16 protein-coding genes and 2 pseudogenes are annotated in these 24,121 nt (G+C 53.8%); 10 read left to right on the top strand and 8 right to left on the bottom strand.

The genetic code is table 11. The annotated features are described in order from the left end of the window. Positions 1–46: 46 nt before the first annotated feature. On the bottom strand, positions 47–826 hold the full coding sequence (budA, locus tag RY075_RS06125) for an acetolactate decarboxylase (protein WP_003858848.1): 780 nt from the start codon (positions 824–826) through the stop codon (positions 47–49). 105 nt (positions 827–931) lie between these two features. Here budA and RY075_RS06120 point away from each other — a divergent pair, with 105 nt between their 5' ends. The 5 genes from RY075_RS06120 to RY075_RS06100 all read left to right on the top strand — a co-directional run bounded on the left by RY075_RS06120 (position 932) and on the right by RY075_RS06100 (position 6,967). After that, positions 932–1,813 carry a LysR family transcriptional regulator gene (locus RY075_RS06120; RefSeq protein WP_232967323.1) on the top strand — a complete coding sequence of 294 codons (882 nt, stop codon included), beginning with the start codon at positions 932–934 and terminating at the stop codon, positions 1,811–1,813. A gap of 430 nt (positions 1,814–2,243) precedes the next feature. After that, positions 2,244–2,699 carry a hypothetical protein gene (locus RY075_RS06115; protein ID WP_045142667.1) on the top strand — a complete coding sequence of 152 codons (456 nt, stop codon included), beginning with the start codon at positions 2,244–2,246 and terminating at the stop codon, positions 2,697–2,699. Positions 2,700–2,993: 294 nt separating this feature from the next. Beyond that, a complete protein-coding gene (locus RY075_RS06110; RefSeq protein WP_202401997.1) occupies positions 2,994–4,226 on the top strand; it encodes a metallophosphoesterase in 1,233 nt (410 codons plus the stop codon). Position 4,227: 1 nt separating this feature from the next. Further along, positions 4,228–6,024: a hypothetical protein gene (locus RY075_RS06105; protein ID WP_063944366.1), complete on the top strand. Its 1,797-nt coding sequence runs from the start codon at positions 4,228–4,230 to the stop codon at positions 6,022–6,024. Next, a complete protein-coding gene (locus RY075_RS06100) occupies positions 6,014–6,967 on the top strand; it encodes a hypothetical protein (RefSeq protein WP_202401998.1) in 954 nt (317 codons plus the stop codon). The genes RY075_RS06105 and RY075_RS06100 overlap by 11 nt, the downstream gene beginning before the upstream one ends. Positions 6,968–7,589: 622 nt before the next feature. Here RY075_RS06100 and RY075_RS06095 read toward each other — a convergent pair. Beyond that, the gene (locus RY075_RS06095; protein WP_338628298.1) at positions 7,590–9,041 is read right to left on the bottom strand and encodes an HNH endonuclease signature motif containing protein; all 1,452 of its coding nucleotides are present in this window, start codon (positions 9,039–9,041) and stop codon (positions 7,590–7,592) included. Positions 9,042–9,297: 256 nt separating this feature from the next. Continuing rightward, positions 9,298–9,786 (bottom strand): annotated as a pseudogene (locus RY075_RS06090) (efflux RND transporter periplasmic adaptor subunit); the annotation flags it as partial. Here RY075_RS06090 and RY075_RS06085 point away from each other — a divergent pair. Together RY075_RS06085 and RY075_RS06080 are read left to right on the top strand one after the other, a co-directional pair. After that, positions 9,703–9,876 carry a hypothetical protein gene (locus tag RY075_RS06085; RefSeq protein ID WP_169815275.1) on the top strand — a complete coding sequence of 58 codons (174 nt, stop codon included), beginning with the start codon at positions 9,703–9,705 and terminating at the stop codon, positions 9,874–9,876. The pseudogene RY075_RS06090 and the gene RY075_RS06085 sit on opposite strands and share 84 nt — an antisense overlap. 70 nt (positions 9,877–9,946) lie before the next feature. Further along, positions 9,947–10,372: pseudogene (locus tag RY075_RS06080) on the top strand (helix-turn-helix domain-containing protein); the annotation flags it as partial. Here RY075_RS06080 and RY075_RS06075 read toward each other — a convergent pair. Next, positions 10,369–11,259, bottom strand: coding sequence for an oxidoreductase (locus RY075_RS06075; protein WP_232967321.1), 891 nt, complete (start codon positions 11,257–11,259; stop codon positions 10,369–10,371). The pseudogene RY075_RS06080 and the gene RY075_RS06075 sit on opposite strands and share 4 nt — an antisense overlap. A 105-nt stretch (positions 11,260–11,364) precedes the next feature. Here RY075_RS06075 and RY075_RS06070 point away from each other — a divergent pair, with 105 nt between their 5' ends. Further along, a complete protein-coding gene (locus RY075_RS06070) occupies positions 11,365–12,486 on the top strand; it encodes a YbdK family carboxylate-amine ligase (protein ID WP_003858868.1) in 1,122 nt (373 codons plus the stop codon). On the opposite strand, the gene RY075_RS06065 is transcribed toward RY075_RS06070, so the two are convergent. The 3 genes from RY075_RS06065 to RY075_RS06055 all read right to left on the bottom strand — a co-directional run bounded on the left by RY075_RS06065 (position 12,416) and on the right by RY075_RS06055 (position 19,462). Continuing rightward, positions 12,416–15,571 (bottom strand): efflux RND transporter permease subunit, encoded by a 3,156-nt coding sequence (locus RY075_RS06065; protein WP_063864146.1) that lies wholly within the window; start codon positions 15,569–15,571, stop codon positions 12,416–12,418. The genes RY075_RS06070 and RY075_RS06065 overlap by 71 nt on opposite strands. A gap of 9 nt (positions 15,572–15,580) precedes the next feature. Continuing rightward, a complete protein-coding gene (locus RY075_RS06060) occupies positions 15,581–16,645 on the bottom strand; it encodes an efflux RND transporter periplasmic adaptor subunit (RefSeq protein WP_063864145.1) in 1,065 nt (354 codons plus the stop codon). Between the two features lie 108 nt (positions 16,646–16,753). Next, positions 16,754–19,462 carry a cation-transporting P-type ATPase gene (locus RY075_RS06055; RefSeq protein WP_058659366.1) on the bottom strand — a complete coding sequence of 903 codons (2,709 nt, stop codon included), beginning with the start codon at positions 19,460–19,462 and terminating at the stop codon, positions 16,754–16,756. A gap of 488 nt (positions 19,463–19,950) precedes the next feature. Between RY075_RS06055 and RY075_RS06050 the strand changes: the two genes are divergently transcribed. Next, positions 19,951–20,199 carry a DUF1158 domain-containing protein gene (locus RY075_RS06050; RefSeq protein ID WP_003858875.1) on the top strand — a complete coding sequence of 83 codons (249 nt, stop codon included), beginning with the start codon at positions 19,951–19,953 and terminating at the stop codon, positions 20,197–20,199. Here RY075_RS06050 and RY075_RS06045 read toward each other — a convergent pair. Further along, a complete protein-coding gene (locus RY075_RS06045) occupies positions 20,185–21,753 on the bottom strand; it encodes an alpha/beta hydrolase-fold protein (RefSeq protein WP_170851300.1) in 1,569 nt (522 codons plus the stop codon). The genes RY075_RS06050 and RY075_RS06045 overlap by 15 nt on opposite strands. Before the next feature lie 123 nt (positions 21,754–21,876). Between RY075_RS06045 and RY075_RS06040 the strand changes: the two genes are divergently transcribed. Beyond that, entirely contained in the window at positions 21,877–24,021 is a 2,145-nt protein-coding gene (locus RY075_RS06040) for a TonB-dependent siderophore receptor (RefSeq protein ID WP_022650540.1), read from the top strand. Positions 24,022–24,121 lie beyond the last annotated feature (100 nt).

The following is a 24,121-nucleotide window of genomic DNA, read 5'->3' as shown; positions in this document are numbered from 1 at the left end:
CGCCCACTGACGTGACTGTTTCTCACTGTTCACGGTAGTTCTCCTGTTAGTTTTCGACGGCGCGGATAGCCGCATCAAGGTTGCTGGGGTGCAGGTTGGCCTGTAAAAACGCGCTGTCGGCGGGCAGGTCAATCATCAGCTTGTGGATTTCGCCGAAGGTGAGCACGCCGTTCTCCAGCTGATAGTCGAGCAGATGGCCGCCGCCCTGTCGGTCGTCGGTGATGAAGTGTTCGTGATAGCCCGCCACGTTTATCCCCTGCATATGCTGCGGGGTACGGAACCCGACCAGCACGCCCTCGCGCTGGTTAAAGCGGAACACCGGCTGGTCATCCAGCACGTCGGTCATCGCCCGGTACGGCGGCGTCTGGCGCGGTACGGTGCGGGTGTGCGCGTGGCGGAAATTGCCGTCGATGCGCAGCGCGCAGAACAGGTTATCGGAGGGGATTTGCTGGTCGATCACGTCGTGGATCTGCTGACGGCTGACCGGCCCGTCGAAGGTTTTGCGGTACTGCGGCTGGAACCAGGTCATCACCGCGAACGGCGTTTTTTGCTCCGGCTTCGCGGCGCGGGCGCTGCCGTCGGCGCGCAGCTGGTACACCTGGCTGCTGAAGGCAATCATTTCACCGTCCAGCTCGTTAAAGGTACCGAGACCAAAATCGCCGTGCGCCAGCAGGTCGGCGATGGTGGTCTCCCCTTCGTAGACGCCGCTTAGCAGGGCGCTCATTAGCGATGTCTGATAGATCACGCTGTCAGGATGCTGAGCCGAGAACCCGCGCAGGGTCTCGCATAAACTCGCCTCACAGTCGCATGCAGATGAATGCATCATCATGCCCGTCCTCTTCAACTTTATTTATAAAGGTTAAATAAATGTTGACCCGATTCAGCAGAGAGTTCCAATATAGAATCCATGCTGGTTTGAGACGTTTTTGATATGGAACTTCGTTATCTGCGCTATTTTGTCGCGGTAGCACGCGAGCGACACTTCACCAGGGCGGCCAAAGCGCTGGGTATTTCACAGCCTCCTCTGAGTCAGCAGATCAAACGGCTCGAAGAGGAAGTGGGCACGCCGCTGTTCAGGCGCCTGACGCGGGGCGTGGAGCTGACCGAGGCGGGAGAAGCCTTCTATGAGGACGCCTGTAAGATCCTGGCGCTGAGCGACGCCGCGCTGGAGAAAGCCCGGGGCATCGCGCGCGGGCTGAACGGCAGCCTGTCGATTGGCATCACCAGTTCAGATGCTTTTCATCCCAAAATCTTCGCCCTGATACGTCAGTTTCAGGTGCAGAACATGGCGGTGCAGGTTCACCAGGTGGAAGCCAATATGTCGTCGCTGACGACGATGCTGGCGGAGGGTGAGCTGGATATCGCCTTTGTGCGCCTGCCGTGCGAAAGCAGTAAGGTGTTCGAATTAAAAATCCTCGATCGGGAGCCGATGGTGGTGGCGCTGCATCGCGATCATCCTCTGGCGGCGTGTGGCGATCTGGCGCTGGAGGAGCTGCGGGATACGCCGGTGGTGCTGTTTCCCCAGGAGGTCGCGCCGGGGCTGTATGACCGCGTTTACGGCAGCTGCGAGCGGGCCGGGATCGATATGCAACACACGCTGCAATCTTCACAACTTTCCTCTTCCCTGAGCATGGTCTCCGCGGGCGGCGGGTTTGCGCTGGTGCCGAAATCGATGGCCGCTATTTCGCCGCAGAATGTCACCTACCATGCGCTGCGCTCGCCAGAGCTTTATACCGATATCGCACTCTGCTGGCGGCGATTTGAGCGTTCGCGGACGGTGAAGCGGTTTCTGGCGATGATGAGCGAGGGGTAGCTACGGTGTGGCTGTGCCCGGCGGCGCTGCGCTTGCGCGGGCCTACGGTTCGTGTTGCTGTTGGGGCTTTGGATTTTGTAGGCCGGGTCAGGCGTAGCCGCCAACCGGCAATGCCGTTCTGGAAGCCGCCTCGCAAACCTGCAAGCAACCTTATGTAATTCAGGGGTATCCCTTTTCATCCTTTCTTCGCGGTTTTAAAGTGCCTGCGTTGCGGCACATCCGCAGCCGGGCGTAGGAACCCGTTAGCATAAAGCGATATTTTTTGTCGCGACAGCGCATATCCCGTTAGAATCACGGTGGCGCTGACGGAGCAGTCGAAAGGCTGGCCGTTTTTCTTTATGCACGGTATTCCTACCTCCGTCAGCGCTACCCCCTCTGAGCGTAGGAACTCATCGGGCGGTTAACATTTTTTGCATAAAGAGGATGCCTTATGGCTACTATCCCTGGATTTTCTTACGCGCTTACTGAAGAAAGCGCTCTTCATCACCTTCTTCACCTGCAACTTCCCGATTCTGCGGATCTCTTTGAACTGGCTGACACCTGTGCGGCATACGTGAGCGTACTGGTGGAAACGGACGATGCGGTGACATTTGCCACGCTCTGCAAGCAACTGCTGGCTGCGCTAAAACGAATGCGTGAGCGCTGTGACTCGGAACTTCCGCCGTATCTGGTGGAACAGCTAATTGCGGGGGAAAAGATCGCCTCCTGCGTACCGGACTGCTGGCAGGATACGGCGTTGCAGGTGGATTATGCTGTGGCGTTAACGCTGGCGGTAATGGGCGGAACGTTGCCTGTGAGCGTGGCGAAAGAGCTCACCGGGCTGTTGCATGATATGGTCTGGCTGCTGGCGGAGTTTGTGAAAGAGCCTTATATCACGGCGCACTAAGGCGGGTGATGGGAGGCCGGGGTTCTGCTGGGTAAAAAGCAGGATTTCGGCCTTATGCAAAATGCAATGTGGTTTGTTGAATGTTTGTTAAGAGCGAGGAACGGGCATTGGTCTTATAGGATAATTGAACCGTTCTACGGATAGTCTCTAAAAGTGAATGGTTCGGATTACAGAGATACTTGCTCTTACGCAACCATCAGTGTTAAAACTCTACATTTCCTAAGTGATTACCTTACAAATCACACAGTTGTGATATCATGCAATAGAATTAGTATACCTATGGGTATCTGGCATATGAAAATAATAATCATTAGTGATTTACACGTTGGCGACGCGGCTGTTTCAAATGAGTTTTCAGTAGGAAGCTCTAACAACGCTGTAAAAAATCAGTTCCTAAATGAATTACGGCAGCTTTCTAATCAAGAGGATATAAGAGCTGACTATCTTGTTGTCGCGGGTGACATCACCAATAGAGCAACCAGAGAAGAATTTGAACTTGCATCCACACGCTTGAAAGAAATTGCGGAGATTGTGGGAGTAGAGCAAGAAAAAGTCTTCTTTGTTCCAGGGAACCACGATGGTAACTGGGCTGAAGAAGAACGCTCAATGACCTCAAAAGAAAGCATTAAAATGACAATTGATCGCAAATATAGCAACTTGCGGTTCAATGACTTTTTTAAACAATGTTTAGACCGAGCTCGTTTCGGCTGTTATTTCAATGAACCATATTTTGCTATTTGGAGTGATGAGCACCTAAATATTATTGGCGTAAACAGTTCGGTTTTCGACCACTATGACAGAAAGCCTCATCACGGTGTAATCCGCAAACAGGATTTAACAGAACTGGATAGAAAGCTTCAAGAAATGCAGATTGCACATAGCGGGAAGATTAATCTGCTAGTTGTACATCACCATCCAATCCAGCAGCCAGATTTACCTTTTGACGCCGCTGACCATAGCATCTTACAAAACGCAGCCATCCTGATGGAAATTGCGTCTAAGCATAACGTTAATTTTATTGTGCATGGACATAAACATATACCGAGGCTTGCACAGTATTCTGATGACTATCAGCATCCTATTAATATACTGTGCGCTGGAAGTTTCTCTGCGCGTTTAGATGATAGGTGGTTCCAAGGGGTACCAAATACTATTCATCAAATTGAAATCGATAAAATTTGTGATGTAAACAAAACCCCTTTAGGGAAGGTGGTAAGTTGGTCACATAACACAGGGCATGGGTGGACAAAAGATGAGTCCATTAATGGAATACCTCACAAAGAGTTTTTTGGTAATCGCATGTTACCTGTTGAACTAAAAAAGCAGCTAAAAGAATCTATTGAGCGATTTTTTGAGACGCAGACACATGTTAAGTGGAGTGAACTATCTAACCATTATGCTGATATAATATATACTTCCAGAAAACTTCTAGAAAAGACCATTATGGATTTATCGGACGAAGTTGGCTTTACAATATTTAAAACTCCAGGACAAGATGAGTTATTCATTTTGCTAAAGGGAAAATGACATGCATAACTTATTTGGATTTAACAATATATTTGAGCACTCTAATGCTAGATATTTCACGTCTAATCAATTAGCTGAAGAATTTGTTTGGACACCAGCATTTGAATCACTAATTTCTAACAAAAATCATATAATACTAGGTTCTAGAGGCTCTGGTAAGACTGCTCTAATTAAAATGCTTTCTCATGAATGTCTTACTAAGTTAAATGATGAAAAAGCAAGAAAAATAGTAAATGAACGCTCATTTATTGCGACGTACATTCCCTTAAAAGTTGAATGGGTAAACTCAATAGGCGACATTGATGATAATAACCAGCTTTTTAGGTGGAGTTTGAACTTATCTTCATGCGCAAGATTTCTAGATACCATACGAAGCTGCCTCCATTCGTATGTTGAGGATGAAATAGATAGAATTATCAAGGAGAAAGCTATTTGTAATAAAATATCAGAATTGTGGCTATCTAAAAAATTAAATACAATTACCGATATTTATGACGAATTAGAGATTATTGAGTATAAAAAGAACATTATATTCAATAAAATTAAACTAGGCCTAAAATTAAGTGATGATGATCTTATGGTTGGTCTTAACTTTAATGCTGATTTATTTAAGCCTCTAATAATGGCACTTTTTACGGTAAGAAAAGAAATCGGGCTTTCTAATTCCTCCACATTCTGTGTTTGTATTGATGAAGCTGAATTTTTAACAAAAGATCATCATAGAATATTGAATACTCATATGAGGTCATATAATGAGATCGTGTTCAAAATAACAACAATGCCATACCGGCACTACACCCTGGAAACTGATACGGGTACTCCATTAAATATGGGGCACGACTTTGATTATTTAAATATTGATAAGCAAGGCCTGCATGGTAGCTCAAAGAATAATTCTCATAATTTTTTCGAAAATTTCGCAGAGAAGCTTTTTAAAAAAAGAATAAAAAACTCATCCATTATAAATAAAGAAATAACACTCGAGTTTCTTCTAGGCAATTCAGTGTTAGTAGACTCCCCAAAAGACGCACTCCCTGATGATAAACTAATGGAGAAAGTGAGAGAGTATTGTGATTCCAGTACGATAAAAAGAGCGGAGAGGTTACTGGATCAAGATTATTCATTGTTCGAAAGCTCAATATCAAGGAAGTTGAGAGGGACTTTGATGTTAAAGGATTCCTTCCAACGTTATAAGGGTAATGCTTCACCATTTATATTTTCTGGATATTCACTTATAGTAAGATGTTCTGACGGAAACCCGCGTCGTCTATTACGGTTATTCAATTATCTTTTCTCAAATAACATTGATTCTTGTACTGAGCTTAAGCCTCTATCAGATAAGGAACAAGGCGCGAAACTAAAAGAGTTTTCATACTCAGAGTTAGATGGTTTAAACCTAGAGGTGGATGGAAAGAAAGCTTTCGATTTGTTTACAACAATTGGTAGATTTTTAAAAGACAAGCTTCATACTGATAAAATAAATACAGATACATACAACTCATTTTCATTCGATGTTGAAGATGACAAAGTATGGAAATATATAGAAACAGCTGTAGATCTAGGTTTAATTTACCCAGATTTTAGAGGATTGGACAATGATAATAAAATGCCAAATAGAAAAGGTAGATTCTCATTAGCCTTTTGTTTAGCACCTCATTTTTACTTAATGCCAAGAAAAGGAAACTCCATCAAATTATCTGTGATAATGAACAATTATTCATATAGTCGATTTAAGGCTATAAATAAGAATAATGACGATGGACAATTTAGTCTAGATTGGGAGGGAGATGATGAATAAATTACATGTTGATGACTTATCAATAGGTGAGCTAAGCCAGTCAAAATATGATATTGCATTATTTTCTTGTGGCTACGAAGAACGCTGTATTGACGTGGCTACGCGATTGCATAAAAACAATATAAACAATGTTATTGTTTTAGCTTTTGACCAGCATAAAGAAGATCCAGTTCGTATCGATAGTTTAAATTACTTTTCAGAAAGTTGGACTGGCTTCAAATTACTTGAGATTTCACAAAGGGAAATTGCGGAAATACAAAAGGTGCTAAGTGAAATAATTGAAAAAATTAACGTTGAAGAATTAAAAGTATTAATTGACTATACTTCGATGTCTCGAGCTTGGTATGCTGCGATTTTAAACTATCTAGTCAATTTTTGTGAATTAAGAGTAACTGTTGATTTGACATATGCAACTGCTGTCTATAGAAATTTAGATCTCAACGTTGAACTAGGTGAGTTGCGCATAATTCCGGGCTGCGAGGGTATTTCATTAACTAAAAGACATAATGCAGCAATATTCATGTTGGGTTTTGATAGATATGGTCCTCAACGTTTATATAACTTACTAAACCCAAACAAATGCTTTGGTATCATGGCCGCACCAGCTGCAACCTATGATTATGAGAATACTTGTTTAGAAAAAAACAAAGACTTTATTTCACACTACCTTGGCGGTGAAGATAAACTTATAAAATTACCAATCAATAGTATTGCGACATGTTATGACAACATGTCGCAAATGCTCTCTCCCCTAAGATCTGATTATAACGTTTCCATCATTCCATTTGGGCCAAAACCACATATATTAGCCGCGATATTATGTAGTTTTAATTATCCCAACGTCACTTGCCTATATTCTGAATATATTCGAAATGAAACTACAAAAGTCGAATCTTCGGGAGATTTTGTAATATCTCGCTTACATATAAAGAAAAATGAATAGATTAATCCCCCTACTAAATTACTTGATGATTTAGTAGGGGTACTGGTATATTCCCGGAACAAAAACAATGCCATACTAAATTAGGGTAATTTATCTTTCTGCTCTGGCAAGAAACCAGTGCACGTTCAGTCACTCGCCCCTAAAACTGCCATTAAATGACTCAAGCAACACGTTGTCCATCGACACTAAGAAGTCTTAACGGGTCCTCATTCATATATAATCCGTCCAAGAAGGTAACGTATTTTTTGATAGCTGACCTAACGAGCAATAGCTTTCTTGATGTCTTTTTTTGGCATTTAGTAGACAGGCTCAGGGCAAGACGTTTACTATGAGCGAGGAGTGAAAGTTGGCACTTTTGTGGGTCAGTCCAGTTTCCACAAAAGTGATTACAGAAATATTTGCAATTCTTGGGACGAATTTGCATTAAGCAACCACGAGGGGCGATATAGTTTTGCACATATCAAATTTTATTTATTAGTTGAATTATTTCTTATATTTAGCATTTTAGACGAAAAGAAAGCTATGCTTATACAATATTCATTGTATGTTGCTCTGCTTATACAATATTCATTGCATGTTAGTGATAACTATCTCCATTAGATAAAATAGTGTTTTAATTGTTCTAAATCCTATCAGCATTAAAGCTAAGCCAGCGTTCTAACAATCCTGATTTGTTCAGAGGAACTGAGTGATTATTTAGTTTTTTACCTTCCAATGTACTTTTAGCAAAGTATGTACAATCGGCCTTGAAATGCACTGTAAGAGAATCAGGCTTGATAGCCATCAATCCAGCGTCAAAAAGACGATGCAAACAAGCAAGCATAAGCACCCCATTAGAAGTGTTATTGTTCCCCGTTCCTATTGGCTCAATGTGAGCTGCTTCTAACGCTTCTCCGCTATTCGTAATGGCACAACGATAACCAAAATTAGCTGCTACACGCTCTTTAAAATCATTCTGATTGGTACGAGTACGAACAATGCGATCAGCAAACAATGCTTTTTCAATCGAATCAGCGTGGGTAATAGCGTAGTAGCAATCATTAGCAATAGATGCTACAGGTGATTCTACAAGCGTTCCCATGGCCTCTGTCAAGGTGTTTGCTTCTTGAGGGATAATTTCTACAGGGGCTTTATAGGGCTTACAGACACTAAGAAAATCATGTATCTGTAATGTCGTCATATTCTCTTTAGCTGCATCACGTTTAAACGCTTCAACCATTGCAGCACTGTAACCTTTATCTGCAAATAACCTGATCCACTTATCACTAAATGATTCTGGCGTTTTGGCAACAGGAATAGAAACAACTGGCTCTACTGGCTCAGTAGATAGCAATACAGGCGGCTCAATGACAATATCCTCAGCCCCTTCATTTTCAACAATTAACTTAGGTGTACTTACGCTGGCATGATGAACATCTTTAGTATGATCTACAAATCCACCAAATGATTTAAAGTCAATTTTGCATTCAATACATGATACAGGACGTCTTATAAGTGCTGTGTCGATTCGCCTTTGTTCGACAATAGATAAATTGATCGCATCTTGCTTAACTTTTGCTATGTGCCAAGGATCAGATTTAATCGCATCCTCATTAAGTAAAGTATTGGATTTAACAATTCGATTTTTTCTGACAGCACAAGGCTTTTTATCGTTATTTAGTTTATCTAGATTTGCACTTAGAATAACTGCTCTAGCTTTCTTAGTGGCTTGTTTTTTAGATAATCCAGATGCAATAAAATCTTGCATTAGCTTTGAATAAAGTTGAGGGTTATTTTTACGCTTTTGATTATCTAACTTGCGTTTTTGGTTGTATATTTCCATTTGTTCAGAGGTTAAAGCACTTCCCGTACTGCGGATAGTACCAGATGTAGCTAACGGCTTCTTACCGTTAATATTCCTTTTTACTTGCTCTTTACTAACTCTAACTTTAGCTGTAGGAGCTTTTATAACGAAATCGTGATGGCTATCATTTTGAGTGCTGATCAGAAACTTTCTAACATCATCGGGAATAGGCTTACCTTCACGGCTTGCTCTACCCCATGCCTTAATAGCTTCTAAGCGTGTCATTTTCATGCTAGTACCTGAAAAATCTTTAGATGTGGACAAGTATATAAACCATTCTTATCATTCGTCTATCCATGCGACATCAAGCACTGCAAGAACTGATGCAATGAAGGCAGGCATTACAGTCATACAGTAATCCACATAGATACGGCGTAGGCGTTGTGTAAGTATCCATGTAAAACAAACCATCCTTTTTAAGGGCCTCTGAGACTCCAACGTCCGCTCTTGCCACAAAGCAGACATTTCTCATTAAACCTATCCCTTTTTATCCCTCCAGCGCCACACTCGCCGACAGCCCCGCCACAAGCTCAACCCCATCCGGTAACCTGTCGATATGAATGCGCACCGGCACGCGCTGCGCCAGCCGCACCCAGCTAAAGGTGGGCTCGACGTCGGATAGTCCCAGTCCGCCCGTCTCGTCGTTCCTGTCCCCGATCCCATGCCCAATGCTACCCACGTGATCCGTGATGATAGGTTTGTACCCCATCAGCACAACCTCCACGGCATCCCCGACTCGAATATGGCGCAGCTTGGTCTCTTCAAAGTATCCCACCACCCAGAAGCTGTGAGCATCGACGATGGCTACCTTCGTCTCCCCCGCCGACGCATAGTCTCCGGGGCGAAGCCGTAGGTACGTAACGTGCCCCGAAACCGGCGCACGGACGGTGGCGTGCGCCAGATTAAGCTCTGCCAGATCAAGCGCGGCCAGCGCGCCGTGATAATTGGTCGCCGCGACGTTTGCCGTGCTGCCGGTGCCTTCACCGGCAAGCCAGGCATGAACGTCGCTCAGCAATACCTGCTCGTCGGCGGGAAGGGTTCCGAACGTTGGCAGGCGATCGTGTAATTCACAGTAGACGATAACCAGCCGCGCCAGCCCGTCGTGGATCGCTTTTCTGGCCTGCCGCTAACGCGCGGATTATCCCCTGGACAGCCACGTCGCCAGGCTGACCCGAGTCACGTTTGACGAGCTCGCCAGCATGCCATAGCAGAAGCTGAGCCTGCATGTATCAGCCAACCCGAAAATTCGCGCCATGGGCGACGCGCTGGTCAGCCTCCCTGAGAACAGAAGCCCCCTTAAGAAGTGGGCGAAACGCCTTGCTCTCAGAGAGCGCTCCTTTGCCCGCCTGATGCAGCGCGAAACCGGGCTGAGCTTCGGGCACTAGCACCAGCAGCTGCATTTGATTATTGCCCTGCGGGAGCTGGCCAGCTGCGTGTCCGTCCAGAACGTGGCGGCAACGTTCAGGTACGAATCCGTGAATGCGTTTATCACCATGTTCCTAAAAGCGATGGGTAGCACGCCCGCACATTACCTTGCCGAACGGAAAAACAGTAACCGTTAACCCGGCCCCTCGCTCCCCGCCGCCAGCAGCGGCACCACCACGTCGCTGATGGGCACCGCAATCCCGTGTTTGCGGCCGTAGCGCTGGATCACGCCGTTGCGGATATCCCACTCCATCGGACGATCCGCCTGACGGTCGGCAAGAATCGACGTGCCCAAATCCACTGGCGCGCGCTGAAAGTTCGCCAGAATCTCCTCCGCCACCGCATCGTCCAGCTTCGCCCCTTCGGCGCGGGCGACGGTCAGCCCCTCGCGCAGGTAGGCCAGCGCCAGCTCGCTGATATCCTCGCGCCTGAACATCCCGGCGCGGCGATTGGCCAGCACCATCAGCCCGGCGACCGCGTTTTGCAGCAGCTTGCGCCAGGCGACGGTGGGGAAATCTTCCGAGAGCTCAACCGCGCAGCGCGTATCACGAAGCGCTTCGACCACCCGCTGCGCCTGCGGCACGTCCGGCAGCGTCAGGCGCGGTTTGGCGCGCAGCCAGACGGAGGCATCCGGCTCGCGCTGCGCAGGGAACCACACCACCGACGGCAGCACCGTTGCGCCATTGACCAAAGGCGCAAGCTGGGCTTTCTGCTCCACGCCGTTTTGCAGCGCGCAGACCACGGTGTGTTTATCGCACAGGGCGCGCAGCCAACCGGCGCTGTCGGCATTTTGCGTCGTTTTTACCGCCAAAAAAACGAGGTCAACGGGGCGCGTAATGACGCTGGGATCGGTGAGTACCGGACCGGGCACCACAATTTCACCCTCATCATGACGCAGGCGCAGTTCCGGATGCGCGGTGCGACCACACAGCAGCGGCGTGCGGCCCGCTTCATGCAGCACCGCGGCGATGGTGGTCCCAATCGCACCGGGTCCTGTCAGCGCAATGGTTGGATAGTCAGACATGGGTCACTCCCCTTTTGCTAAGCCTGCAATCAGTTATACCACCCTGAAAAGAGCGCGCCACGCCCATTGTCTATACTCAATTCATAACAGACAACGGAGTGCGCCATGCCTTTACCCGACTTCAAATCCTCTGAACCTTATACCCTCGGCATTGAGCTCGAACTCCAGGTGGTTAACCCGCCGGGTTACGATCTGAGCCAGGACTCCTCTGCCCTCATCGCTGCCGTCAAAGACGACATTAAAGGCGGTGAAGTCAAACACGACATCACCGAAAGCATGCTCGAAATCGCCACTGGCGTGTGTCAGACCATCGACCAGGCGGCAGCGCAGTTCTCGGTGATGCAGCAGAGCATCCTGCGCGCGGCGGCGGAGCATCACATCCAGATCTGCGGCGGCGGAACGCACCCGTTCCAGAAGTGGCAGCGTCAGGAGGTGTGTGACGACGAGCGCTATAACGTCACGCTGGAGCGCTTTGGCTATCTGATTTTGCAGGCAACGGTGTTCGGCCAGCACGTACACGTCGGCTGTCGGACCGGGGACGACGCAATTTATCTGCTGCACGGCCTGTCGCGCTTTGTGCCGCACTTTATCGCCCTGGCCGCCGCATCACCGTATATGCAGGGCACGGACACGAAGTTCGCCTCATCGCGTCTCAACATCTTCTCGGGCTTCCCGGATAACGGACAGATGCCGTGGGTCAACAGCTGGCAGGAGTTCGAGGGGCTGTTCCGCCGCCTGAGCTCCACCAGCATGATCGACAGCATTAAGGATCTGCACTGGGACATCCGCCCCAGCCCGCATTTTGGCACCGTGGAGGTGCGGGTAATGGATACGCCGCTGACGCTCGGCCACGCGATTAACATCGCCGGGCTTATTCAGGCGACGTCGCACTGGCTGTTGACCGCGCGGCCGTATAAGCATCAGGAACGGGATTTTCTGCTGTATCGCTTTAACCGTTTTCAGGCCTGTCGCTACGGGCTGGAAGGCATTCTGACAGACGTGCATACCGGCGAGCACAAAACCGTGGCGGAAGATATCGCCTGGCTGCTGGAGCAGGTTGCGCCGTCCGCCGAGAAGCTCGGCGCGACAAGCGCAATCAAGGAAATTGCCCTGCTGTTAAAGCAGGGCAAGAGCGAGGCGCAGCGCATGCGGGACTTTATCGCCGATGGCGGCTCGCTGATTTCTCTGGTGCAGAAGCACTGTGAGCTGTGGGCGACGAGTCCGTAAGGCCGTGGCCCCACTCGCGCAGGCGCTGGAACAGCACGAACAGCGCCGGGATGAACACTATCCCCACCACGGTCGCCACCAGCATGCCGCTGAAGACCGTAGTGCCGATGATGCGGCGGCTCTGGGCACCCGCCCCGGTCGCCAGCATCATCGGCAGGACGCCGATAATGAACGACACGGCGGTCATCATTACCGCGCGGAAGCGGCGCGATGCTCCCTCCCGTGCGGCATCGACAATCGCCATTCCATCCATGCGCCGGGCGCGGGCAAACTCCACGATAAGAATTGCGTTCTTGGCGGCGAGGGCTATCAGTAGCACCAGACCAATCTGCACATACACGTCGTTGGCGTAGCCCGCCAGCCACAGCCAGACCAGCGCCCCGCCGATGGCGAACAGCACCGAGAGCATCACGCTCGCCGGCAACGTCCAGCTCTCGTACTGGGCGACGAGGAACAGCCACGCCATCACCACCGCCGCCAGCACGATCCATATCGCCTGATTGCCGGTCTGCTGCTCCTGATACGACATGCCGCTCCAGGCGTAGTCGTACCCGGCTGGCAGGTTTTCCGCCAGAATCTCGCCCATCGCCGCCATTGCGGTGCTGCTGCTCACCCCTTCCGCTGCCGAGCCGCTCACCGATACCGAAGGGAACTGGTTGTACTGCTGAATAAATGGCGCGCCGACGGTCGGCGTGATGGTGATGAGGTTGCTCAGACGCACCCGCTCGCCGCTGTTGCTGCGCACGAACAGCTCGTTGATTTGCTCCGCGCGCTCGCGCCACTGCATCTCGTTCTGCATCACTACGTGGTAGACGCGGTTGTTGACGCTGAAATCCCCGGCGCGCGTGCCGCCAAAGGCGGTTTGCAGACTGCTGAAGATGCGTGACACCGGCACGTCGAGGCGGGCCGCGCGCTCACGGTCAACGGTGAGCGTCATCTGTGGCACGTTGCTGCTCCAGGTGGTGAACACGCGGCTCAGCTGCGGGTTCTGGTTGGCTTTCGCCAGCACCTTACGCGTCACGCGCTCCAGCTCCGCCGGACTTTGCCCCGCCTGCGCCTGAATGCGCAGGTCGAAGCCGGAGGCGTTGCCCAGCCCCGGCAGCGTCGGCGGCGCAAAGGTCATGATGGTGGCTTCCGGCAGGGCCAGCAGCTGGCGCTGAAGGGTGCCCATCACCTCATCCAGCGGCGGACGCTCGCCCCAGTCTTTGAGCATGATGGAGATAAACCCGCCGTTCGATGCGCTGGTGCCGTTGAGGATGTTAAACCCGGAGACCTGAATCACGTCTTCTACCGCCGGGTTTTTAGCGATCAGCTCGCGCGCGGTGGTCATCACCGCTTCGGTGCGCTCCAGCGAGGCTGCCTCCGGCAGCTGGACGCTGGCGAAGAAGTAGCCCTGATCCTCCTGGGGCAGGAAGCCCTTTGGCATCGACATAAAGCTGAATACCACCACCGCCGCCGCGCCTGCGGTGGCCAGCAGCGCCAGCCACGGACGGAGGTTGAACACGCTCACGATCCGGGTGTAAAGCATGCGCGTGGCGTCCAGCCCGCGGTTGAACCCACGGAAAACGGCGGCGGGCTGTGCCGGACGCGGGCGCAGCAGCAGCGCGCAGAGCGCGGGCGTCAGGGTCAGCGCCACCAGGCTTGAGAGCGTGACGGCGGTCGAGAGGGTCACCGCGAACTGGCGGTATAGCTCGCCCACTATCCCTGGCAGGAGCGCCACCGGTACAAACACCGCCAGCAGCACCAGCGTGGTGGCAATCACTGGCCCGGCAATCTGGCGCAGCGCCAGCGCGGTCGCCGCCGTGCGGCTCTGCCCTTCCGCCATCAGGGTTTCGACGCTCTCCACCACCACGATGGCGTCATCCACCACCATGGTCAGCGCCAGAATGATGGCGAACAGGCTCAGCGTATTGGCGGAGTAGCCGAGCGTATAGAGCACCGCGAAGGTGCCCACCAGCGACACCGGAATGGCAAGGGCGACAATCAGCGTCGCGCGCCAGCTTTGCAGGAACAGGGACACCACGACCACCACCGCCAGCATCGTCAGCGCCAGCGAGACGCCAATCTCTTTGATGGTGGCGGCCACAAACGAGGTGGTGTCGAATTTGACTTCATAGACCAGATCGTCCGGGAAGCGCGTGGATAACCGTTCCAGCTCCGCGCGCACCGCATCGGCCACGCGCAGGGCGTTGGCGGACGGCGTCGGGTAGATACCCAAATAGGCGGAGTCATGCCCGTTCAGCTGCGCGCCAGAGCTGTAGCTGCGCGAGCCAAGCTCGATGGTGGCGACGTCCTTCAGGCGCACCAGCTGCCCCATCTCCCCGGCGCGGATAATGATATTGGCAAAGTCGTCGGCCTGGTTTAAGCGCCCCAGCCCGTTAATGGTCAGCGTCTGCTGCTGGCCGTTAAACACCGGCGGCGTGCCGACCTGGCCCGCCGCCCCCTGCACGTTCTGCTCGCGCAGCGCCTGCGCCACGTCATCGCTGGTCACGTTCAGGGCGTTCATGCGGTCCGGCCTCAGCCAGATGCGCATGCTGTAGTCCCGTGCGCCAAACATCTGTACCTGCCCGACGCCCGGCAGACGCGACAGCACCTCGCGCACCTGGGTGCTGGCGTAGTTGCTGACGAACAGCGGCGTGTGGGTGTTGTTCGGTGAGTAAAGGCTTACCCCCATCATCAGGTTGGTGGCCCGCTTGCGCACCTGCACGCCGTTTTGCTGCGCCTCGGTCGGCAGCTGCGCCACGGCCTGCGCCACGCGGTTCTGCACGTCGATGGCGGCGAGATCCGGATCGGTGCCCGCCGCAAAGGTGATGTTCAGGCTGTAAGAGCCCTCATCCGAACTGGTGGACTCCATATAGAGCATGTGATCCACGCCGTTCAGCTGCGTTTCCAGCGGCGTGGCGATGGCCTCCGCCACGTCAGCCGAGCTGGCGCCCGGCCATGACGCTGACACATTCACGACCGGCGGGGTGATCTGCGGGTACTGCTCCACCGGAATAATCCTCAGCGCGATGGCCCCCAGCAGGGTGATGACCAGCGCAATCACCATCGCAAAGCGCGGGCGTTTGATGAAAAACGTCAGCATGATGGCTCCTTAATTCAATATCTGGACGGTTGCGCCTGGCTGCACGCGCTGCGCACCGTCAGTAATCGCTCGCTCACCGGGCTTCACGCCGGAGGCAATCTGGAACTGCTGGCCGATCTGCCCGGCGACCTTCAGCGGACGCATTTCGGCTTTATCCTCGGCGTTAATCACCCAGGCGAAGAACCCGTCGCCATTCTGCTGTACGGCAGCGGCGGGCAGAGTCAGCACCGGTAGCTCGCTTGCCGGACGCAGGTAAACGTTCACATTGCCGCCGGGCAGCAGCTGATGGCGCGGGTTGGCGAACTCGGCACGCAACATCACGCTGGCGGTACGCGGGTCGATGCGGTTGTCCACGGAGGTGAGTTCCCCGCTGACGCGCTGGCCGTTGCTGTCAATCAGCGCCTGCCAGGCCTGCTTCATGGCGCTGATATCCGCATGCTGTCCGGCTTTGGTGGCAAACGCGCCCTCTTCCAGCGCAAAGGCGATGCGGATCGGATCGAGCTGCACCACCTCCACCAGCACACCGCTGGCAGGATTCACCAGGCTGCCGACGTGAAAGTTGCTGTGCCCCACGCGCCCGTCAATCGGCGAGGTGATGCGGGTGTAGTTCAGGGTGACGCTGCGGGTGTCGAGCCGGGCTTTGGCCTGCTCCAGCGCGGCGCTCGCCACGTCGCGCTGCATGCGGGCATTGTCCACGTCGTGACGGCTGATGGCGTTGCTGTTGCCCAGGCTTTCGAAGCGGGAAAGCTGCTGCTGCGCCTGACGCAGCGTGGCTTCAGCGCTTCTCACTTCGGCCTGGGCCAGACGCAGTGCGGCGCGCGGCTCGGCGTCGTCCAGTTCGAACAACACGTCGCCTTTTTTCACGTACTGGCCATCGCGGAAGTGGATTCTGGTGATGACGCCTTCCGCACGTGCACGCAGTTCAACGGTGTGGATAGCTTCAATGCGGCCCGGAATTTGGCGCTCGGCGGCGTGGGCGGTTTGCTCCACGGTGGCAACACGCACGGGAATGACTGCGGCGAACGCGGGTTGCAGGGTGCAGGCGAGGAGCGCGAACAGGAGTGGGAGTTTCATTAAGAAGTACCTCGGCGTTGTTTTCCCTCACCCCGGCCCTCTCCCACAGGGAGAGGGAGGTCAGGGTTCCCTCTCCCTGTGGGAGAGGGTTAGGGTGAGGGCAAAAAGTTATGCAGCCTTACGGAACCTGCGGGTCAGTCGCTTCTCGATTTCGACGACGAAGAACATCACCCCCGCCACCGCCAGCGTCACGAACCAGTAGCGCAGCGGAAGCGCTTCGGTGCCGAACAGCATCTGCATAAACGGCAGGTAGATGATCGCCGCCTGGAGCAGGAACAGCACGCCCGTTACCAGCCAGATCCCTTTGTTCGCCAGCAGGCCGCGGTTCAGGGAGAACCCTTCGGTATTGCGGCAGTTAATCATGTACACCCACTGGGCGCAGACCAGCATCTGGAGCAGCACGGTGCGGATGAACTCCGCGCTGTGCCCGCGCGGGGCCAGCCAGGCTTCCAGCGCAAAGGCGGCGATGGCAATCATGGTGCCGACGAAGGCCACGCGCCAGACGGCGTAGGCGTCCATTACGTGCTGCCCGGTCTGGCGCGGCGGGCGGCGCATGATGTTGCGCTCGGCGGCCTCGAAGGCCAGGCCGAAGGAGAGCGTGGCGGAGGTCGCCATGTTCATCCACAGAATCAGCACCGGCGTCAGCGGAATGATGTTCCCCGCCAGCAGCGCAATCACAATCAGTAGCCCCTGCGCCAGGTTGGTCGGCATGATGAACAGAATGGTCTTCTTCAGGTTGTCGTAAACGCGACGCCCCTCTTTCACCGCGCTGGCGATGGTGGCGAAGTTATCGTCCGTCAGGACCATGTCCGCCGCCTCTTTGGTGACTTCCGTGCCTTTGATGCCCATCGCGATACCCACGTCCGCCTGGCGCAGCGCCGGCGCGTCGTTCACGCCGTCACCGGTCATACCGACGATTTCGCCTTTATCCTGCAACGCTTTCACCAGGCGCAGCTTATGCTCCGGGCTGGTACGGGCGAAGATGTCATACTTCACCGCCGCTTCCGCCAGCTCGGCGTCGTCCATTTTCTCCAGCTGATAGCCGGTAACCGCCTGCTCGCTGTTGGTGATCCCAAGCATCTGGCCGATGCTCATCGCCGTCTGCGGGTGATCGCCGGTGATCATCTTCACGCGGATCCCCGCCTGCTGGCAGGCGTTAATCGCCTCAATCGCTTCCGGACGCGGCGGATCCATCATCCCGGCGATGCCGAGGAAGATCAGGCCGTGGCTCAGATCGTCGTGAGTCAATGCCTGCTCACCGTTCGCTGGCTTGAACGCCGCGGCGACCATGCGCAGCCCCTGACGCGCATAGCGCTCCATCTCCGTTTCCCAGTACGCGCGGTCAAAGGCTTGCGCACCGTTGCGGGTCTGCTGCTGCTCACACAGGGCGAAAATCACGTCCGGCGCGCCGGTGATCAAAATCTGCTCCTCACCGCCAATCTGGTAGTGGGTGCTCATGTACTTGTACTGAGAGTCGAACGGGATCTTGTTAACCAGCGTGGTCACGACCGGCTCGAGGTGGGCCTTGGCCGCCAGCACCTTCAGCGCGCCCTCGGTCGGGCCGCCGGTGATGCCCCACAGGCCGCGCTCGTCCTGAATCAGCTGGCTGTCGTTACACAGGTCGATGGTGCGCAGGTACTGCTCCAGCACGGTGCCCGGCTGGATCTGCACCGGCTCATCGCTGCCTTCGAGATAGATGTTGCCCACCGGCTCGTAGCTGTTGCCGTCCACGCGGTAGCAGGTGTCGGCGGTAATGATGGCTTTCACCGTCATCTCGTTCATGGTCAGGGTGCCGGTTTTATCCGAGCAGACCACGGTCATCGCGCCCAGGGTTTCAACCGTCGGCAGCTTGCGGATAATCGCCCGCTTGCGCGCCATCGCCTGCACGCCCAGAGAGAGGATGATGGAGATAATTGCCGGCAGACCTTCCGGTACGGAGGCGACCGCCAGGCTAATCAGGGAGAGCAGCAGCTCGCCCATCGGGATCTCGCGGAACACCAGGCTGAAGACAAACAGCGCGGCCATCATCGCCAGAATGATGGCGAAGATCGCTTTGCCCAGCTTGTCCATCTGCACCAGCAGCGGGGTGCGGTGTTTTTCAATGCCCGCCATCATCTGGTTGATGTGGCCGAGTTCGGTCTCCTGGCCCGTGGCAATGACCACGCCCACGCCGCCGCCCGCGCTGACCGTCGTACCGGAAAAGACCAGGTTCGTACGGTCGCCCAGCGGTAATTCGCCGCTCAGCGGGTTCGTGTGTTTATCCACCACGGTGGATTCACCGGTCAGAATAGCCTCTTCCACGCGTAAATTATGCGCTTCGATTAAGCGCATATCCGCCGGAATACGATCTCCTGCGCGCAACACAATAATATCGCCCGGGACGATTTCCGTCGTCGGGATAGTTTCATGGTTGCCGTTACGAATAACGCGCGCCTCGCTGGAGAGCATATTGCGAATACTCTTCAGGGATTTTTCCGCGTTACTTTCCTGAATGTGGCCAATTAAGGCATTGATTACCGCCACGCCCAGAATAACCAGCGTATCAACCCAGTGTCCCATTACTGCCGTTAATACGGCGGCTGCCAGCAGGACGTAAATCAGGACATCGTTAAAATGCGCGAGAAAACGCAGCCAGCCCGGCTTGCCTTTTTTCTCCGGCAGCGCGTTCGGGCCATGTTTCTGCAAACGTGCCTGCGCCTCGGCGCGGTCCAGGCCATTAGCCTGGCTCTGCGCCTGAGCAAGCACCTGCTCTACGGTCTGCTGGTACGCCTGCCCGCCTGCGGGTGGCATATTCTGCGAGAAATTTTTTTTGGTCATGGTATTTTTCCTTCAATATCCGGTGGACGGAAGCCGGAATTCCTTTCTGGCTTTAAATAATTCATTTTTAAGTCTTGCGGGTTAAATTGATCTACCGCAATATATTGACTACCCGGTTATTCAAAACTGATTAAAATTATTTCGACGCGTTGATTTTTACAAAATATTTCTAAACCAACACTAAACGAGGAGGAAGCATGTTTGGTATTTATCGCGCACGGCGCCTGGCGTTATACATTGTCGCAGCCATTGTTATTGCGACGTTAATTGGATATAGCACCTATAGCTTTGTAAAATTATTTTCATGAGAAAGACGTTTATTTACATAACGCGATATTAATTTAATCGCCCCGAAAATATTATCTGTTTTCTGTTATTAATTCGCAGAATAACGGTGGCCTTTCACCCAATTTTGCCAGCGGGGATGATATTGCTTTACGTTTCAGGATGCCGGACAATGACATTTTTAACTGACGTTTAACATTACGATGAAACACCCGTTAGAATCGCTGCTCACCGCAGGGGGCATTTTGCTGATGGCCCTGCTCTCCTGCCTGCTGTTACCTGCGCCGTCGCTGGGTCTGGTGCTGGCGCAGAAGCTGGTTCAGACCTTTCATATGGTCGATCTGAATCAGCTGTACACCATTCTGTTCTGTCTGTGGTTTTTGGTGCTCGGCGCCATCGAATTCTTTATCCTGCGTTTCATCTGGCGCCGCTGGTTTTCACTGGCGTCGTAAGCCAGTGAGATCGCGCATCCCGTGGATCAGCGCTTCACACCAGGCCGCGTAGTCGTGGCCGCTGGATGAGGGGTGGAAGCTGACGCGGTAGCCTTTTTTCCTCAGCACCTGTTCAAAATCCTGCGTGGTGCGATAGATGCCGCCGCCCGGCCCCGCGGTTTCAAACTTCCCGGCCTGTAACCAGAAGCGCACCGGATACGGTGGAGACTGTTGGTACTGACGCGTCAGCCAGCCCGGGGCGTCACCTTCCGGCGCCCACCAGTAAGAACCGGAAAGGCTCAGCACGTTGCCAAACAGGCGCGGATAGCGCAGCGCCACCCATGAAGAGGCAATTCCCCCGTAGCTGGATCCTGCCAGTACGGTTTTCTGCCGCTGCATGCCGATGCCCTTCCCCCGCAGCCACGGCAGCAGCTCGTGCGCCATAAAGTCAGCAAAATCCGGGTTCGGCGGCAGCTCGTTGCCGCGACGGGCGTGATCGAGGCTGTCGATAAACACCACGTTAATCGGCGGCAGGTGATGCCGGGCAATCAGACCGTCCAGCACGTTGGCAAAATGGTATTCGTCCTGATAAACCTGTCCGTCGAAAAGGATGAGCGTCCAGCGTGCAGGCTGTGCGCCGCGCGGTTGGTAGATCATCACGTCGCGGGCGTTGCCAAGGATGTGGCTGGAAAAACTCTGACGGCTCAACGTCCCGTGCACCAGCGGCTTTGCCGTGGCCTGAACGGAGCAATAGCGCGCCGGGCTGAGATCGAGCAGAGAAAAGCGATTCCAGCGATCGGTCTTCTGCTCCCCGAAGGTATTCGGGTTAAGCGGATCGGCCTGCGCGCTTACCAGGATGGCGCGGCGTTGATCGCGTGTGGAACCCTCGACGATCGGCACATCGGGCGCGAGCTTGTACTGCATTACCGTATCAGCGGGGACTACATAGCTGCGGAACCAGACGTCGCTGTTGCCCAGGCGGAACAGCGGATCGTGATCCCCCGCCGGAGAGCCGAGAATGAAGACGTTATCCCGCGCGCCGCGCCACAGAAAGGTCACGCGCTTATGGCTCGCATCTACCGGCTCCACCATCGGCGTTCCCTGTCGACGCTGCGCCTGCCAGAACGCCTCGGTACTTCCACCGGCAGAAATGACGCTTGCCAGCGCCTTCAGCGTCGGGCTTTCAGGCGCCAGCATCTGCACGCGTGGTAACGGAGAGGTCTCTTTCATCCGCCACTGAAAACGCCACGGCTTACCGGCTTCTCCGTGTAGCACCAGCGAGGTGTTCTGTTTCACCGGCAGGGCAAACAGCAGCGTGTGTTCCCCGTCCGCAGGACCATTTTCGATCAGCGTGCGGATGCGGCGGTTTTGCCCATCAAGCAGGCGCGCATCCGTCACGCCATTCAGCGTGGCGGTAACGTAGTTTTCACCCAGTTCAGGCAGGGAGAAGCAGACTTCGCCGCTGGCATCAAACTTTCCCTGAATATCGCCCTGCCGGGACGTCTGCTCGCACGTTGCCGCCACGGCGGGCAGCGCGCCGATCCCCAACAGCAACCCACTCCATACCCTCTTCATTACCGCTTGTTCCCCAACGAAATTTGTTAACAACGCTAATGCAAATGGTAATAATTTGCAATATCATCAACGGCGATTTACCGGTGATTTTATGGCGATAGCAACCAAGGACGTTCAATAAAAATGTTTAAAAATAATAAGATAATGCGGCTCTGGCTACTGAGTCTGGCGACGACCAGCGTCGCGGCTCAGGCAGAAACGAAAGAAGAAACGATTACGGTGACGCAGGGCGTGAGTGAAGAGCCCACTGCGCCCGTAAAAGGCATTGTGGCGACGAAAACGCTCTCCGCCACCAAGACCAGCGCGGAGATCGTGAAGACGCCGCAGTCGGTATCGGTGATCACCCGCGATCAGATGAACATGCAGGACGTCACCTCCGTTTCGCAGGCGCTGCGCTACTCGGCGGGCGTGTTTACCGAGTACCGGGGCTCGTCTAACCGTAACGACGAGGTGTTTGTGCGCGGCTTTAGCTACGTGCCGAAATTCCTCGACGGCTTAAGCTTTGGCGCAACGGCCTCATCACAGACGGGCACAGTTGACCCGTGGCTGCTGGAGCGCGTGGAACTGGTGCGCGGCCCGGCCTCGGTCCTGTTTGGACAGGTCAATCCTGGCGGGTTAATCAGCATGACCAGCAAGCGCCCGACGGCGGAGGCCATTCACAACGTGCAGTTCCGCACCGGCAATAACGATCTCGCCGAAGGTGCGTTTGATTTCGGCGGCAGGCTGAGCGACGACGGGCGCGTACTGTATCGCGTGAACGGTATCGCCCGTACGCAGCATAATCAGGTGGACGATTATAAAGAGACGCGGATGGCGATCGCCCCGGCAATCACCTGGTACCCGAACGATCAGACCCGCTTTACGCTGCTGACCAGCTACCAGAAAGATCCGGATGCCGGATACCGCAACTTCCTGCCCGCGTATGGCACGGTGAAAAGTGCCGACGGGAAGTACATCCCGCGCGATTTTAACGTCAGCGATCCGAATTACAATCAATCCTGGCGCGAGCAGACGATGATTGGCTACGAGCTGGAACACCAGTTCGCCGACAACCTCACCTTCCGCCAGAACGCCCGTTACGCCACCATCAAGCAGAAATATCGTTATCTGGTTTACGCCAACAGCGCGGCCAACAGCACGGTGTTGACCCGTCGCGCCCAGCGTGAAGCGCGCACGACCAACGAATTTGGCCTTGATAACCAGCTGGAATATCAGCTGGAGACCGGAAGCGTCAGCCACACCCTGCTCGGCGGGTTTGATTACAAGACCAGCAAGGATAAACAGCTGCTGGCGCGCGGGAGCGGCTCACAGTATGACCTTGACTGGACAAACCCGGTTTACGGCGTGAACGTGGATGAAAGTACCTTCAAAACGGCGTCCGACGAGCAGCAAAATCTCGACCAGATGGGCCTGTATCTTCAGGATCAGATGAGCTGGAATAACTGGGAGTGGCTGGTTTCCGGGCGCTACGACTGGAGCGAAGTGCGTACCAGCGACTTCACCGATAACAGCGTTACGCAGCAGAACGACAGCAAATTTACCTGGCGCACTGGCCTGCTGTACGCGTTTGATTCTGGCCTGTCGCCGTACATCAGCTACAGCACCTCGTTTGAACCGAACCTGCAAACCAACCGTGCGCCGGGCGTTGCGCCCTTCAGGCCTACTACCGGGGAGCAGACCGAGATTGGCGTGAAATATCAGCCGGTCGACACCACGCTGATGACCCTGGCGCTGTACGATTTAACTCAGAACAACGTCGCGACCTATAACAGCGCTGAAGGCTGGTTCGAAAATGCGGGCAAGGTGCGTTCGAAAGGCGCTGAAGCGGAAATCCACGCCACGCTGATGGATAACATCAACCTGATTGGCTCCTACACTTACACCGATGCAAAAACCGAAAGCACCACGGTGGCGGGAACTGAAGGCAAAACGCCTGCGCGCATTCCGGCACATATGGCATCGGCGTTCGCCAGCTATACCGTTCCGGGCGGCGCGCTGAAGAGCCTGACCGCTGGCGTGGGGATGCGCTACATCGGCACCAGCTACGGCGATGCGAAGAATACCTTCAAGGTGCCATCGGTGGATCTGTATGACGCGATGCTGCGCTACGACCTGGGCGAGATGAACCGCAGCCTGAAAGGGGCAAGCGCGCAGTTCAACGTCAATAACGTGGCAGACACAAAGTATGTGGCGTCGTGCGCAAGCGATACGGCGTGCTTCTACGGGATTGGCCGGACGGTGACGGCGACGGTGAATTACAGCTGGTAAGCATGGTGCGGTCTGATCCCCTCACCCTAACCCTCTCCCCAAAGGGGAGAGGGGACGATTACGCCCTCGCCCCTTTGGGGACAGGGCCGGGGTGAGGGGA

This window comes from Enterobacter sp. JJBC, from assembly GCF_036936505.1.
Lineage (GTDB): Bacteria > Pseudomonadota > Gammaproteobacteria > Enterobacterales > Enterobacteriaceae > Enterobacter > Enterobacter hormaechei_C.
This window is presented reverse-complemented; position numbering and strand designations above follow the sequence as displayed.